Annotated in this window: 13 protein-coding genes; 8 read left to right on the forward strand and 5 right to left on the reverse strand. The window is 68.7% G+C overall.

What is annotated here, in order from left to right; all coding sequences use genetic code 11:
- Positions 1-194: 194 nt before the first annotated feature.
- Complete coding sequence (locus JYG32_RS24830; RefSeq protein ID WP_213267320.1) at positions 195-1,334, forward strand: porin; 1,140 nt, start codon at positions 195-197, stop codon at positions 1,332-1,334.
- Positions 1,335-1,383: 49 nt separating this feature from the next.
- On the opposite strand, the gene JYG32_RS24835 is transcribed toward JYG32_RS24830, so the two are convergent.
- The 3 genes from JYG32_RS24835 to JYG32_RS24845 form a co-directional block, all read right to left on the reverse strand.
- A complete protein-coding gene (locus JYG32_RS24835; protein ID WP_034182111.1) occupies positions 1,384-1,587 on the reverse strand; it encodes a DUF2970 domain-containing protein in 204 nt (67 codons plus the stop codon).
- A 122-nt stretch (positions 1,588-1,709) separates the two neighbouring features.
- Positions 1,710-3,818 carry a pyridoxamine 5'-phosphate oxidase family protein gene (locus tag JYG32_RS24840; protein ID WP_213267321.1) on the reverse strand — a complete coding sequence of 703 codons (2,109 nt, stop codon included), beginning with the start codon at positions 3,816-3,818 and terminating at the stop codon, positions 1,710-1,712.
- Positions 3,819-3,853: 35 nt separating this feature from the next.
- Complete coding sequence (locus JYG32_RS24845; protein ID WP_213267322.1) at positions 3,854-4,513, reverse strand: glutathione S-transferase family protein; 660 nt, start codon at positions 4,511-4,513, stop codon at positions 3,854-3,856.
- 127 nt (positions 4,514-4,640) lie between these two features.
- Here JYG32_RS24845 and JYG32_RS24850 point away from each other — a divergent pair, with 127 nt between their 5' ends.
- Positions 4,641-5,594, forward strand: a complete 954-nt coding sequence (locus JYG32_RS24850; RefSeq protein WP_213267323.1) for a LysR family transcriptional regulator — start codon at positions 4,641-4,643, stop codon at positions 5,592-5,594.
- Positions 5,595-5,799: 205 nt separating this feature from the next.
- Positions 5,800-6,063 carry a fucose-binding lectin protein gene (locus JYG32_RS24855; protein WP_174383081.1) on the forward strand — a complete coding sequence of 88 codons (264 nt, stop codon included), beginning with the start codon at positions 5,800-5,802 and terminating at the stop codon, positions 6,061-6,063.
- A gap of 336 nt (positions 6,064-6,399) precedes the next feature.
- Here the strand turns inward: JYG32_RS24855 and JYG32_RS24860 are convergent, their stop codons facing one another.
- Entirely contained in the window at positions 6,400-7,041 is a 642-nt protein-coding gene (locus tag JYG32_RS24860; protein WP_249744871.1) for a TetR/AcrR family transcriptional regulator, read from the reverse strand.
- Between the two features lie 103 nt (positions 7,042-7,144).
- On the opposite strand from JYG32_RS24860, the gene JYG32_RS24865 reads away from it, so the two are divergent.
- The 3 genes from JYG32_RS24865 to JYG32_RS24875 are packed head-to-tail and all read left to right on the forward strand — an operon-like array spanning position 7,145 to position 10,645.
- The gene (locus tag JYG32_RS24865) at positions 7,145-8,071 is read left to right on the forward strand and encodes an SDR family NAD(P)-dependent oxidoreductase (protein WP_213267325.1); all 927 of its coding nucleotides are present in this window, start codon (positions 7,145-7,147) and stop codon (positions 8,069-8,071) included.
- Positions 8,068-9,651 carry a flavin-containing monooxygenase gene (locus tag JYG32_RS24870; RefSeq protein ID WP_213267326.1) on the forward strand — a complete coding sequence of 528 codons (1,584 nt, stop codon included), beginning with the start codon at positions 8,068-8,070 and terminating at the stop codon, positions 9,649-9,651. The genes JYG32_RS24865 and JYG32_RS24870 overlap by 4 nt, the downstream gene beginning before the upstream one ends.
- Before the next feature lie 7 nt (positions 9,652-9,658).
- Positions 9,659-10,645: an alpha/beta fold hydrolase gene (locus JYG32_RS24875; RefSeq protein ID WP_213267327.1), complete on the forward strand. Its 987-nt coding sequence runs from the start codon at positions 9,659-9,661 to the stop codon at positions 10,643-10,645.
- Between the two features lie 54 nt (positions 10,646-10,699).
- Here JYG32_RS24875 and JYG32_RS24880 read toward each other — a convergent pair whose 3' ends face one another.
- Positions 10,700-11,098 (reverse strand): carboxymuconolactone decarboxylase family protein, encoded by a 399-nt coding sequence (locus JYG32_RS24880; protein ID WP_174383076.1) that lies wholly within the window; start codon positions 11,096-11,098, stop codon positions 10,700-10,702.
- A gap of 359 nt (positions 11,099-11,457) precedes the next feature.
- On the opposite strand from JYG32_RS24880, the gene JYG32_RS24885 reads away from it, so the two are divergent.
- Together JYG32_RS24885 and JYG32_RS24890 are read left to right on the forward strand one after the other, a co-directional pair.
- A complete protein-coding gene (locus JYG32_RS24885; protein WP_213267328.1) occupies positions 11,458-13,473 on the forward strand; it encodes a collagen-like triple helix repeat-containing protein in 2,016 nt (671 codons plus the stop codon).
- A gap of 120 nt (positions 13,474-13,593) precedes the next feature.
- Positions 13,594-14,877, forward strand: coding sequence for an isoprenylcysteine carboxylmethyltransferase family protein (locus tag JYG32_RS24890; RefSeq protein WP_213267329.1), 1,284 nt, complete (start codon positions 13,594-13,596; stop codon positions 14,875-14,877).
- Positions 14,878-14,903 lie beyond the last annotated feature (26 nt).

A 14,903-nucleotide genomic window follows, 5' to 3' on the forward strand; every position in this document is an offset into this window, starting at 1 on the left:
ACGACACGAATTGCTACGCCGTTTGCGCGCGATCAAGCCCGGACCGGCACGGCAGCGCGAATGAAACGGAACGCAGCCGGCGCATTCCGGTCTTGAAACGGGTGATGGCATGCCATCTGCTTATCGAAGGTCACGCGCCGCACACGCCGCGTGCCGGACCATCGACCGTTTCAACTTTCGAGCCCGTACCCCACATGAAAAAAATACCGCTTTTCCTGTCGACAGGAATCCTTATCGGCTGCGCGAACGCGCATGCGCAAAGTTCCGTCCTGCTGTTCGGCGTCCTCGACGAAGGCATCAACTACACGAGCAATGTCGGCGGCAAGTCGTCGTGGCAAATGGCGAGCGGCGATCTCGCGACAAGCCGCTGGGGTATCAAGGGCAACGAGGATCTCGGCGGCGGGCTGCACGCGATCTTCGATCTCGAGAGCGGTTTCGCGCTCGAGAGCGGCCAGCTCGGCTACGGCGGCCGCCTGTTCGGCTTCCAGTCCTATGTCGGCCTGCAGTCGGACCGCATCGGCACGCTGACGCTCGGCCGTCAGTTCGATACCGTCGCCGACACGATCGGGCCGCTGACCGCGAACGGCAGCTGGGCCGGCTTCCTGTTCTCGCATCCGCTCGACAACGACAACACCGATGCGTCGTTCCACGCGAACAACGCGGTGAAATACACGAGCCCCGCGTTCGCCGGCCTGTCCGGCACGGTGATGGTCGGGCTGAGCAATCTCGCGGGCGGCTTCGCGCAGAACCGGATGCTCGGCGTCGGCCTGAACTACACGTACCAGACGCTGTCGGTCGCCGCCGTCTACGAGAACCTGTCGAACCCCGGCACCACGGCGGGCGGCGCGCTGACGCCGGACGATACGGATTTCGTCGCGGGCAACCAGAAGATCTATGGAATCGGCGTGAACTACGGCATCGGGCCCGCGACGCTCGGTGCAGTGTATTCGCACGTGAACGTCAGCCAGCCCGATGCGTCGCTCTACGCGGGCAGTCTCAGCCTGTCGAACGCGCGGCTCACGTTCGACAACCTCGAAGTCAACGCGAAATACAACGTCACGCCGGCCGTTCTCGTCGGCGGGATGTACACGTACACGCGCGGCGGGCTCGATCGATCCGGCGCGAAGTCGTCGCTGCACTGGAACCAGTTCGGCGCGATGGCGCAGTACCTGCTGTCGAAGCGCACGTCGGTCTACACGCAGGTCGTCTATCAGCAGGTGGGCGGCAGCGCGACCGGCACGCCGCTCGACGGCGCGCTCGTACCGGGTTCGCCCGGCGCGTCGTCGAACGGGCACCAGATCATCGGGCGCGTGGCGCTGAATCACACGTTCTGAGCGCGGGCGGTGCGTGCCGCGCCTGCAACGCGTGCGGCACGCGCAACGCTCAGAACCCCTGCATCGTCACCGTCGGATCGACGACCAGGTGCACGACGCCGTAGATGACCGCGCCGACGAGCAGCGCGAGCAGGATCGCGACAAACGGCAGCAGGGTGAAGTTGACGTTCGCGAGATCGGCCGCGTGCGCCTTGCTGTTGCGTACGCCGAAGAAACTCCACAGGACCAGCTTGATCATGCCGAGCAGTTTCATGATTACGCTCCTTTCATCGAATCGGTTGACGCTATCGTCGATCCGACCGGCATCCGAAAAAAGCAGCAGTTGCGCGCGCTTTTCGCGCAGCAGGCCATCTGCGGCCGCATGTCGCAGGTGCGTCAGCGGTCGAGCACGAGCGCTTCCGTGGCGCCTTGCGCGGGCCGCGCGACGCACAGCAGCGCGCAGCCGGGTTCGACCGCCGCATCGGGCGTTTGCTCGTAGTCGACCGCGCCGGACAGCACGCGCGTCGCGCACGTGCCGCACGAACCGGCGCGGCATTCGGACGGCACGGCGACGCGCTGCCCTTCCGCGAATTCGAGCAGCGTGCCGTCGGCGGGCGTCCATGCGGCTTCGCGCCTGGTGCGCCGGAACACGACGGGCACGCTCGCCGCCGCCGGCGTGCCTGCCGCGCGGGTCGCGCTGCGCACCACGCTCGACGGCCCGAACGCCTCGAAGCGGATGCGTTCGTCCGGCACGTTCAGCGCGCGCAGCCCGTCGTACAGGTCGCGCATGAACGCCGACGGCCCGCACAGGTAGAAGTCGTAGTCGTCGAACGACAGGATCCGCTTCAGTTGCGCGATGTCGATGCGGCCCGCCCGCGCTGCCGTGTCGTCGTGCGGGCGGCTGTCGAACCCGTGGAGCGACAACCGCGCATCGGCGGCCGCGATACGCGCCAGGTCCGCCGCGAACGGCCGGTCGGCCGCTTCACGAGCGCCGTGTACGAACACCACGCGGCGCGACGGCGCGGCGTCGGCCAGCGCACGGCGCAGCATCGCGACCATCGGCGTGATGCCGATGCCGGCCGACACGAGCACGGCCGGTCGCGGGCTCGCGAGATCGAACGTGAAGCGGCCGCGCGGCTTCTGCGCGTCGAGCGTCATGCCCGCCTGTGCGTGATCGTGCAGCCACGCCGAGACGCGCCCCTCCCGCTTCACCGTGATCCGGTAGTGCGCGTCGCCCGGCGCATCGGAAAGCGTGTAGCTGCGTATCGACGGCGCGTCGCTGCCCGGCAACGCGACGCGCAGCGTCAGATGCTGCCCGGCCTCGTATGCAGGCAACGCACCGCCGTCCGCCGGTTCGAAATGGAACGAGCGGATCGCGCGCGCTTCGTCGACGATCTTCGCGATACGCAGCGATCGCCATGCGGGTGCCGTTGCCGTTGCCGGTGCCGGTGCCGGTGCCGGTGCCGGTGCCGGTGCCGGTGCCGGTGCGGACGGCACCGGCGCGGCCGCCGCCGTCGCCGCTCCACCAGCGCTCGCCGCCATCGCCGCGAACTGCGGCGCGCGCTCGACCGCCGACCATCGGAACGGCAGCACCGCGCGCATGCGCCGCACTTCCCGCACATGGAACCGCGCGACGCGCTGCGCGCCGTCGAACGACGCGACGAGCGGCCCGTCCCATACGATCTCCGCACGCGCGGCGACAACCAGCAGGTCGCCGCTGTCGAAATCGACGAACAGCAGCCCCGCGCGCGGATCGAGCTGCAGGTTGCCGAGCGTGTTGAAGAAGCGGTTGCCGCTGAAATCCGGCGTCGTCAGCGTGTGCGCATCGTCGACGCGCACGAAGCCCGGCATCCCGCCGCGATGCGACACGTCCGCGCCGCGCGCGGCGCCCGCGTCCGCCGACGTGTTCGCGCTCGCGACGAAGAACGTATCGGCCTGCGCGAGCAGCGCGCGATCCGCATCGTTCAGCCGGTCCGACACGTCAGGCTCGACCTGCGCATCGCCATCGCGCGCGACGAACGTCGGCTTGCGGCCCTGGATGTACTTCGCGCAGTTGCCGAAGCTCTGTTCGACCGCGATCGTCAGCGCATCGCCGTCGACCGCGCGCACGACGCCGTTGACGCGATTGCGCCGCCGCGTATCGAATTCGATCCCGAGCCCGCCGAGCGGCGCGCCCGGCCGCCACGCGCCGGCCAGCGGATCGCCCGGCAGCGCGGGCGCCGCGATGCGCAGCGTGCGCGCATCCGGCGACGTGACGAACCCCGGCGCGCCGGTGCGCAACGTCGCCCACGGCTGGCCGTGCGCATCGACGCCGCCGAGCACGAAGAACGGCAGTTGCGCGAAAAACGCCCGGTGCTGGTCCGGCATGAAGCGCCGGATCCCGCGCCGGCCCGCCGCACCCGCGGCCTCCGTCACGCCCGCGCGCTGCTGCACGGCCAGCTCGCCCGCGTGAAACGGCGCGGCGTCGAGTTCCCAGCCCGGTACGACGGCAGTCGGGGCGTTCATCGCGTTCTCCTGAACAGGCGCGGTGTCGGTTGGCGTTACGCGGCGAGCAGGCCCGCGCGCGTCGTCGGCATGCCGACGAAACCCGGCAGCGCCTCGACGCGCGCCAGCCATGCGCGCACGTGCGGATACGGTTCGAGCGACACGCCGCCTTCCGGCGCGTGCGCGATGTACGTGTACGCGGCGATGTCCGCGATCGTCGGCTGCGCGCCGGCCGCGAAGGCCTTGCCGGCCAGTTCGCGATCAATCACGTCGAGCAGCTTCGCGGCCGTGCGCTTGGCCGCATCATGGTCGAGCGGCGCGCCGAACACGGTCACGAGCCTCGCCGCCGCAGGCCCCGTCGCGATCGGGCCGGCCGCATACGACAACCAGCGCTGCACGACCGCCGCAGCGGCCGGGTCGTCGGGCAGCCAGTGCGCGTCGCCGTAGCGCTTCGCGAGATACACGAGGATCGCGTTCGAATCGGCGATCACGGTGCCGCCGTCGTCGATCACGGGCACCTGCCCGAGCGGATTGAGCGCGAGGAACGCCGGTTCGCGTTGCGCGCCGGCCGCGAGATCGACGTCGACGGTCTCGGACGGCAGACCGAGCAGCGACAGGAACAACCGGACGCGGTGCGCGTGCCCTGACAGCAGGAACGAATAAACGCGAATCGCTGCGACGGGCTTACCGGGCACAGGCTTGCTGGCGGCAGACATGGAAAACACTCCGGAATCTCGCGCCGCCGGGAATCGGCGACGAACGGCTCCAGCGTAACGCTCGCCGTTCGCGGCCAGAAGACGGATAATCGCTTAAACATTATCCGCTCCCATAGGACAATCGACGATGGCCGACTTGCGCGACGTGAACCTGAACCGGCTGGCGATCTTCGTCGCGGTGGTCGACGCCGGCTCGCTGACGGCCGCGGCCGAGCGGCTCGGCCTCGCGAAGACGGTCGTCAGCACGCACATGCAGCGTCTCGAATCCGAGGTCGGCGCGAACCTGCTGGTGCGCACGACGCGGCGGCTGAGCGTGACCGACGCGGGGCGTGCGTTCTACGACGCGTGCCGCGCCATCGTGCGCGCCACCGAAAACGCGCTCGATGCGGTGTCGTCCGACGCGGGGCCGCTGCGCGGCACGCTGCGCGTGAGCGTGCCGATCGACTATGGCGCGCAGGTCGTCGCGCCGGCCGTCGTCGCGCTGCGCGACGCGCATCCGGGGCTCGATGTCGAACTCGTCGCGAACGACCGCGTCGTCGAGCTCGTCGCGGACAACCTCGACGTCGCGATCCGCATCGGCCGCCTCGCCGATTCGAACTATCGCGCGGTGCAGCTCGGCACGTACGAGAAATGGCTGGTCGCGAGCCCCGCGTTCATCGCGCGCCACGGGCTGCCGCGCGATCCGGATGCGCTCGCCGCGCTGCCGTTCGTGATGCTGTCGACGCTGGCGCGTCCGCACACGCTCGAGCTTGAAAGCGCCCGCGGGGGCAAGGCGTCGGTGCGCTGCACGCCGCATTTCGTGTCGAACACCGCGACGGCTTGCCGGGCGATCGTGCTGGCCGGCGGGGCATTCGGTCTGCTGACGGATTTTTCAACCGCGGAGGACATCGCGGCCGGCCGGCTCGTGCGGCTGCTGCCCGCGTGGCGCTCGGCGCCGGCCGGGATCCATGCGGTGTTTCCGTCGACGCGGCTACCTTCGCCGAAGGTGCGCGCGTTCATCGACGCGATGAAGGGGAGGATCGGCGATACACCGCCGGCGGCGCCGCTACGCTCGACACGCTCGAAGCGCGCGGCAGACTGAATCCGGATCGCCGCGCGTTTTTACCCCCTCCAATCTCCTTTCGCGGGGCTTTCCCGCTCCGAGCAAATACGCCCTTTTATTTTTCATAAAAAATCACGCATCGCTTTCCAGATTTTCTACTAACCTTATTCCCGGTAATACGCCGATTCGCGTTTACCGAAATGTTTCAATTCTCCGTTTTATTCAATCAATCAAGGAGTCTGAAATGCAAACCGCAGCGATTTCATGGGGAACCACGCCGTCGATTCGTGTCTACACGGCCAACGGCAACAAGATCACCGAGCGCTGCTACGACGGGCAGAAGTGGTATACGGGCGCGTTCAACCAGGCCGGCGACAACGTGTCCGCCACGTGCTGGCTGGTGGGAAGCGCCATCCACATCCGCGTGTACGCGACGAGCGGCGGCACGACGACCGAGTATTGCTGGGACGGCGACGGCTGGACCCGCGGCGGTTACACGGGTTCCTGATCGACACGGGTTCCTGATCGAGCGTGCCTGAGGCGCGAAGGGTTTCGCGCCATGACCGGCGCAATGCGGGTTGATTGTTGCATTGCGCCGCTTTTTTTAATTCGCACCACATTGCTTTCATCAATTCACCGCCACATGAAACCGGAATCAAAAACAATGACGATATTTTGACATTTGTTCACCACCCCAAAACCGATCGCCTTTTATTTATTAAAAAGACGACTAAATCGCACAAAAAAAACAACACGGCGTTCCGTGCGCCGCGTGAATGCCGCTTTCTTTTCATTTTCAGCCTGCCATTGCCGGGGGTAACGCGAACAGCGCGATGCCATCCGGTTAGCCGATCTCCCGCAACGTCCCCAGCAGCACCTTCCGGCAACTCGCCACCATCTGCGCTTCCGGGTCGCGATACTCGGTGAGCAGCCACGCCGCGCCGACGTTCGTCATCGCGCCGACGAGCGCGAGCCCGATCAGCCGCTGCTCGGTGCGCTCCGCGGGCGTCGCGGCCTCGCGCGGCACGCCGATCGCCATGATCAGCTTGCCGAAGTCGATCAGCATGCGCTGGTACGTCATGTCGGTATCCGCGCTCACGCCCATCACCTCGAGCAGCAGCACGCGCGCCGCGCACGGGTCGCGCAGGAACGCAAAGAACGCGGCGAGCCCCGCGTCGACGCTCTCGCGCAGATCGCCGCCGCGCGCGGCGACCGCCTGCGCGACCGCGTCATGCAGTTGCTGCGCGTGATGCAGGTAGGTGCAGCGCAGCAAATCCTCGGTGCTGTCGAACGCCGCATAAAAATAGCGATCGTTCAGCTTCGCTTCCTGACAGATCGACCGCACGGTCGCCTTGCGGAACCCGACCGTGCCGAACACGCGCGTCGCCGCGCGGATCAGCGCGTCGCGCCGCTCGGCGGCACGCACCTCGGGCGCCACGCCGCCATACGACCGGCCCCGTTTTTCCGTTTCGAGTGCTTTCTCCATTCCGCTATTTGACATCAGGACACCCGAAAACTAAAGTGGTGACGATCAACACCACAATAGGCGCGCCGCCGACGCAGCGCAAGCGGAACGGGAGGAGCAACGGATGAACGGGTTTTCCGGCAAGGTCGCCGCGATCACGGGCGCCGGTTCGGGCATGGGCCGCAGCCTCGCGGTCGAACTCGCGCGGCGCGGCTGCGAGGTCGCGCTCGCCGACGTCAGCGAAGCCGGGCTCGCCGGCACGGCCGCCGCGTGTGTGCAGCACGGCGTGCGCGTGAGCACGCGGCGGCTCGACGTCGCCGACCGCGACGCAGTGTTCGCGTGGGCCGATTTCGTCCGCGCCGAACACGGCAAGGTCAACCTGATCTTCAACAACGCGGGCGTGTCGCTGGCCGCCAGCGCCGAAACCGCGCGCATCGCCGATCTCGAATGGATCGTCGGCATCAATTTCTGGGGCGTGGTGCACGGCACGCAGGCGTTCCTGCCGCATCTGCGCGCGTCGGGCGACGGCCACGTCGTCAACACGTCGAGCCTGTTCGGGCTCGTCGCGATGCCGACGCAAAGCGCGTACAACGCAACCAAGTTCGCGGTGCGCGGCTTCACCGAGGCGTTGCGGATGGAACTCGAACTCGACGACGCGCCGGTGAGCGCGACCTGCGTGCATCCGGGCGGCGTCGCGACGAACATCGTCGACGCGGGCCGCGTCGATACCGGCATCCATGCGCTCACGGGCCAGGACGAAGCGACCCATCGCCGGCAGGCGAACCGCCTGATCAACGCGACGACGGCCGACGATGCCGCGCGGCAGATCCTCGCGGGCGTCGAGCGCAATGCGCGCCGCGTACTCGTCGGCGCCGACGCGCGCCGGCTCGACCGGATCGCGCGCCTGCTCGGCGCCGGTTACCAGTGGCTGATGCTGCGCCATGTGCGCCGCGCCCGTGCACGCAACCTCCGCCCGAAGGAAGTCCCCGTGGGAGAACGCGCCCGCGCCCCGGCCGCACGCCCGACCACGCCGACCAAGGACCCCGCATGACCTCGACGACGACCGACCGGCGCGACGCGCCGCCCGCCTCCGGCGCCCGCCATGACCGTGGCGACAGCAACGACCTCGACGTGCTGATCGTCGGTGCCGGCCTGTCCGGCATCGGCGCCGCGTATCACCTGAAACAGCGCTGCCCGCATGCGAGCGTCGCGATCGTCGAGGCGCGCGAAGCGATCGGCGGCACCTGGGACCTGTTCCGCTATCCGGGCGTCCGTTCGGATTCCGACATGTTCACGCTCGGCTACAGCTTCCGCCCGTGGCACAGCGACAAGGCGATCTCGGACGGCCAGACGATCCTCGACTACATCCGCGACACCGCGCGCACGTACGGGATCGACAAGACGATCCGCTACGGCCAGAAGGTCGTCGCGGCCGACTGGGATTCGAACCGCGCGCGCTGGACGGTACGCATCGAGCGCACGCGCGACGGCGCGACCGACACGCTCGTGAGCACCTGCCGCTTCCTGTTCATGTGCAGCGGCTACTACGACTACGACGCCGGCTACCGGCCCGACTGGCCCGGCATGGACACGTTCGAGGGCAAGCTCGTGCATCCGCAGCACTGGCCGAAGGATCTTTCGTACGCGAACCGGCGCGTCGTCGTGATCGGCAGCGGCGCGACGGCCGTCACGCTCGTGCCGTCGATGGCGGCCGACGCGCAGCACGTGACGATGCTGCAGCGTTCTCCGACCTACATCGTGTCGCTGCCCGCGCGCGACAGGATCGCGAACGCGTTGCGCCGCGTGCTGCCGTCGCGGCTCGCGCACCGGCTCGTGCGCGTGAAGAACGTGCTGCTGACGATGTACCTGTACAACGTGTCGCGCCGCAAGCCCGATCAGACGAAGAAATTCATCATCCGCGCGGCCGGCAAGCAGCTCGGCCCCGGCTTCGACGTCGCGAAGCACCTGACGCCGCGCTACATGCCGTGGGACCAGCGCGTGTGCCTGGTGCCGAACGGCGACCTGTTCAAGTCGATCCGCGCGGGCCGCGCGTCGATCGTCACCGACGAGATCGAGCGCTTCACGCCGACCGGCCTCAAGCTGAAGAGCGGCCAGCAGCTCGACGCGGACGTGATCGTCACCGCGACCGGACTGAAGGTGAAGATGCTCGGCGGCGCACGCGTCACGGTCGACGGCCGCACGGTCGACCTGCCGGAGACCGTGTCGTACAAGGGGATGATGTACAGCGACGTGCCGAACCTCGCGTCGTCGTTCGGCTACACGAACGCGTCGTGGACGCTGAAGGCCGAGCTGATCGCGCGCTACGTATGCCGGCTGCTCAACCACATGCGCGCGAACGGCTATGACACCTGCGTGCCGCGGCTCGGCGCCGGCGATCTCGGCGACGTGACGGCCGTCAACCTGAGCTCGGGCTACATCCAGCGCGCGGCCGGGATCCTGCCGAAGCAGGGCCACCGCAAGCCGTGGAAATTCCACCAGAACTACGTGCTCGATCTCGCATCGCTGAAGTTCAGCGCGCTCGCCGATTCGGCGATGCATTTCGAACGCCGCGCGAAAGCCGGCCCGGCCGCAACAGCGCCGGTTGCCGAACCCGCACTCGAAACCCGTTGAGGCCGACATGACCCATACGCTCCATCTGATCCAGAACGTGCTGCTCGGCGTCGTCGCGGTGTTCGCCGCGCTCGCGCTGTTTTCCGGCTACATCGCCAGCCGCGTGACGCGCGCGTTCCCGCCCGAAGGCCGCTTCGTCGACATCGGCGGCGACCGTATCCACTATGTCGAATACGGCAACGGCCCGCCGATCGTGTTCGTCCACGGGCTCGCCGGGCAACTGCGCAACTTCGCGTACCTGCCGCTCGCGCGGCTCGCGCAGCAGCATCGCGTGATCCTCATCGACCGGCCCGGTGCCGGCCGCTCGCTCCGCGGCGCGGGCTCGCAGGCGAACGTGTTCGCACAAGCTCGCACGGTCGCCGCGTTCATCGACGCGCTGCGGCTCGACAAGCCCGTGCTGGTCGGTCACTCGCTCGGCGGCGCGATCGCGCTCGCGGTCGGGCTCAATCATGCGGACCGCGTCAGCCGGCTCGCGCTGATCGCGCCGCTGTCGCACCAGCAGCCCGAGCCGCCGGCGCCGTTCCGGCCGCTGATGCTGCCGTCGCCGCTGGTGCGCCGTTTCGTGTCGTGGACTTTTGCCATCCCGCTGACGATCCTGACCGGCCGCAAGGCCGTGCGCCAGGTGTTCGCGCCGGAAGACGTGCCGCGCGACTTCCCCACCAAGGGCGGCGGGCTGCTCGGGATGCGGCCGCATGTGTTCTACGCGACCGCGACCGACCTGCTGTCGGCGCCCGTCGACCTGCCCGCGATGGAGCGCCGCTACGCGGAGCTCGCGCTGCCGGTCGACGTGCTGTACGGCCGCGCCGATCCGATCCTGAACTGGCGCGAGCACGGCGACGCGCTCGCGAAGAAATCGGCGCGCGTGCGGTTGAAGGTCGTCGACGGCGGGCACATGCTGCCGGTCACGATTCCGGACGCGACGGCCGACTGGCTGCTCGAAGTCGCGGCCGCGCCGGCCGATGCCGTCGCGCAAGCGGCGCGTGTCGAGCACTAGGCGGGAGCGAAGCGGGGCCTGATTCAGTGCCGTGCAGCCGGCGCTGCGGCGGAATCAGGCTTCGTCGTCAGGCACCGACAGCCCGAGATCCGCGATCACCTCGCGCGCGCTGCGAAATGCCTCGACCGCGGCCGGCGCGCCCGCGTACAGCACGCTGTGCAGCAGCACCTCGCGGATCTCGACGAGGCTTGCGCCGTTGTTGAGCGCGCCGCGAATATGACCCTTCAGTTCCGTGCTGCGGCCGAGCGCCGCCAGCATCGCGCACGTGCACAGGCTGCGCGTCTTCAGGTCGATCCCGCCCCGCTGCCACGTGCTGCCCCACGCGTGTTCGTTCAGCCAGTTCTGCAACGGACGCGAAAATCCGTCGAGGTCGCGCATCGCGCGCTCGACGAACGCCTCGCCCATCACGTCGATCCGCCGCGCCTTGCCGTATTCCCTGTCCTGTTCGCTCATGTCCGTGTCCTGTGTGAAGTCGTGGCCGCGTCGGCGCCGCCGGCGCCGGGAGATTTCGCGCCATGTTCATGGGGCCGGCGCGATTCGTCAAAGACGCGGCCCTCGGTTCGCGGCCGTTCGCGTAACGGGCGGTCGAACGCTACGTAACATCGGGCCGCGCGTTACGGCGCCTTACCGGAACATCGCAACCTCGACGCCCGGGCACCGCGCGTACCCGCCGCGCGAAACCGCCATTACTCAGTTTAAATCGCGTTGATTTCCCCGATTTCCGCAACAAAGCGCGGCACCGTTTCGAGAAAGCTGTCGTGGCGCGGAATTTGCAGTGGAGGCTTGGACACACTTCCAATGTCGAGGCCAACATGCACAATTTCTTCAAGAAGACGACGGTAACGCTCGCCGTCTCGTCGCTGCTCGCGCTGTATGGTTGCGGCTCGGTCGACGGACCGACGACCCCGTCGTCGATCAAGCCGAGCACGTCGGGGGGCGGCGGCACGTCGGGGACGTCCGGTACGTCGGGCGGCGGTTCGTCGGGGACGTCGGGTGGCGGTAGTTCGGGGAGTTCCGGTACTTCCGGCACTTCCGGTACTTCCGGTACTTCCGGTACTTCCGGTACTTCCGGTACTTCCGGCACTTCCGGCACCTCGGGCACTTCCGGTACGTCGGGCACTTCCGGTACGTCGGGCACCTCCGGTACGTCGGGCACTTCCGGCACCTCGGGTACCTCCGGTACGTCGGGCACTTCCGGCACCTCGGGTACTTCCGGTACGTCGGGCACCTCCGGCACCTCGGGCACCTCCGGTACGTCGGGCACCTCGGGCACCTCCGGTACGTCGGGCACTTCCGGTACGTCGGGCACTTCCGGTACGTCGGGCACTTCCGGCACCTCGGGCACCTCCGGTACGTCGGGCACTTCCGGTACGTCGGGCACTTCCGGCACCTCGGGCACCTCCGGTACGTCGGGCACTTCCGGTACGTCGGGCACCTCCGGTACGTCGGGCACTTCCGGTACGTCGGGCACCTCCGGTACGTCGGGCACTTCCGGCACTTCCGGCACCAGCGTCACCCCGCTCGGCAATGTCCTCCAGCAATCCGGCAACCTCGTGACGGCACTCGGCACGACGGTCGCGAACGGCGGCGCGCAGATCGGCGGCGTGCAGATCCCCGGCACGAACCCGACGACGGCCACCAGCGTCGGCAACGCGGTCACGAGCCTCGGCAACGGCGTGCAGTCGCTCGGCAACGGCGTCGCGGCCGGCCTCGGCTCGATCGGCGTGTCGCCGAACCCGCTCGGCCCGACGCTCACGTCGACTACCGGCCTGCTGACCGGCGCCGGCGGCGCGGTCAACAACCTCGGCAACGCAGTGACGAGCCTCGGCACCGGTCCGCTGTCGCCGCTCGCGCCGGCGACGACCCTGGTCGGCAGTCTCGTCAACACGGTCGGCACTGCGGTCAACTCCACCGCATCGGCGCTGAATACCGCGCTGAACAGCGCGCCGGTCCAGCAGCTCGGGACGCAGCTCGGCAGCGTGATCAACCCGATCACGAACACGCTGACCGGCGGCGTCACGACGCCTGGCGCCACGCAGACGCTCGGCGGCGCAACCATGCTCGGCGCCCCGCTCAGCGGACTGCTGAGCACGCTCGGCAGCGGCCTCGGCCTCGCCGGTTCGCAGGTCGGCAGCGCGACCGGCAACCCGGTCGGCACGAGCGCCGGCAACGGCGTGTCCCAGCTCGGCAACACGGTGACGTCGGCCGGCGGCCTGCTGTCCAGCGGCAGTTCCAGCAGCGGCACCAACCCGCTCGCCCCGATTACCGGTCTGCTCGGTACGCTGACGGGCGGGCTCGGCGGCGGCAGCAGCTCGAGCGGTACCAGCGGCACGAGCGGCACCAGCGGCGGCCCGCTCGCGCCGATCACGGGCCTGCTCGGCACGGTGACGGGCGCGCTCGGCGGTCTCGGCACGAGCGGAACCGGCGGCACGAGCGGCACGAGCGGCACCGGTGGCTCGGGCGTCGGCGGCCTGCTGGCGCCGGTCACCAACCTCGTCAACTCGCTGACGCCGCTCGGCGCAAGCCTCACCGGCACGGTCACGACGCCGGGAGGCAACGTGACGGGCAACCTCGGCGGCCTGCTGACGAGCGGCCCGGTCGGTACGCTGACGGGCGCGCTGACGACGCCGGCCGGCGGCGCCGGCGCCGGCGCGACGGCCAGCCCGAGCGCCGCAACCGGCACGGCGACGACGCCGGCCGGCAGCGGCACCGTGGCAGCCGGCCTCACCGGCAGCTCGAACGGCGCCACCACGGGCGGTGCAGGCAACCTGCTGTCGCCGGTGACCAACCTGCTCGGCGGTCTGCTGGGCGGCGGCACCAAGAAGTAACGCTTCACCTACCAGAACCACAGGCCAATGGCCGGGCACGCATCAATAAAAAGCCCGGCCGACGGCCGGCGTCACCCGCCAAGCGGGGGCGCCGGCCCTCATCCCGACGAGGATCCGATCATGAATTCCACGCTCGACGGCATCGCCGCGGTCCAGGACCGCCCGCCCCGTTCAGCCACGCCATTCCGCGCCGGCCTGCTCGGCATCGCGGCCGGGCTGGTCGCGCTGTGGTTCACGCGCGACCAGCCGGCCCTCGACGCCGCGACGCGCGCGATCATCGCGAGCCTCGCGATCATCGGCACGATCGCGCTGCACGAAATCCTCATCTCGCGCGTCTACCTGCGCCCGAGCGCGGGACTGTCGCGCCAGGCCGTGCGGCCGCTCGGCCTCGCGCGCGTCGCGACGCGGCTCGGCGCACTCGCGTCGATCTATGCGGGTATCGGCATCGTCTACTGGCTGCTGCCCGAATACCACGGCGCGTTCTACCTGCCATTCTGGTCGCTGCTGCGCGCGCTCGCCCCGTACGTGATCGTCGCCGCGCCGTTCTATTTCATGTGGATGGACCGCCACCAGCGCGAGACCGACGACGCGTACCTGCTGTGGGGCCGCTACGTGTTCCGCCGCGAGCAGCCCGCGAGCTGGAAGCCGGTGCGCGAGATGCTCGCCGGCTGGGGCGTGAAGGCATTCTTCCTGCCGCTGATGACCGTCTACCTGTCGAAGGACGCCGATCACCTGAGCGCGTCGCTCGCGCACGCGATGCACGCACCGATAACGATCGCGACCTTCGTGTTCATGTACGACCTGTCGTTCACGATGGACCTGATGTTCGGCACCGTCGGCTACCTGTGCACGTTCCGCATCCTCGACAGCCACGTGCGCACCGTCGAGCCGACGACGCTCGGCTGGGTGGCCGCGCTGATGTGCTACCAGCCGTTCTGGTCGCTGATCTCGAACAACTACATCCGCTACGAAGGCTCGATGTTCTGGGACAACTGGCTGATGTCGGCCCCGACGCTGCGCGTCGTCTGGGGCGCGGTGATCATCCTGCTGCTGCTGACCTACGCGCTGTCGACGATCTCGTTCGGGCTGCGCTTCTCGAACCTCACCAACCGCGGGATCATCACGTCGGGTCCGTACCGCTTCACGAAGCATCCGGCGTACATCACGAAGAACCTGTCGTACTGGATGGTGTCGGTGCCGTTCGTCGAGCCGCTCGGCTGGCAGATCGGGCTCATGCACTGCGCCGGGCTCGTCGCGGTCAACCTGATCTACTACACGCGAGCGAAGACGGAAGAGCGACATCTGATGCGCGATCCCGACTATCGCGCGTATGCGGAATGGATCGCGCAGCACGGGTTGTTTGCGCGGATCAAGCAGGCTTTCGGGGTACGCCAGCCGGCCTGACGGAGCGACCGGCGGCCGGGGCGGCG

The organism is Burkholderia pyrrocinia (genome assembly GCF_018417535.1).
Classification (GTDB): Bacteria; Pseudomonadota; Gammaproteobacteria; order Burkholderiales; family Burkholderiaceae; genus Burkholderia; species Burkholderia pyrrocinia_E.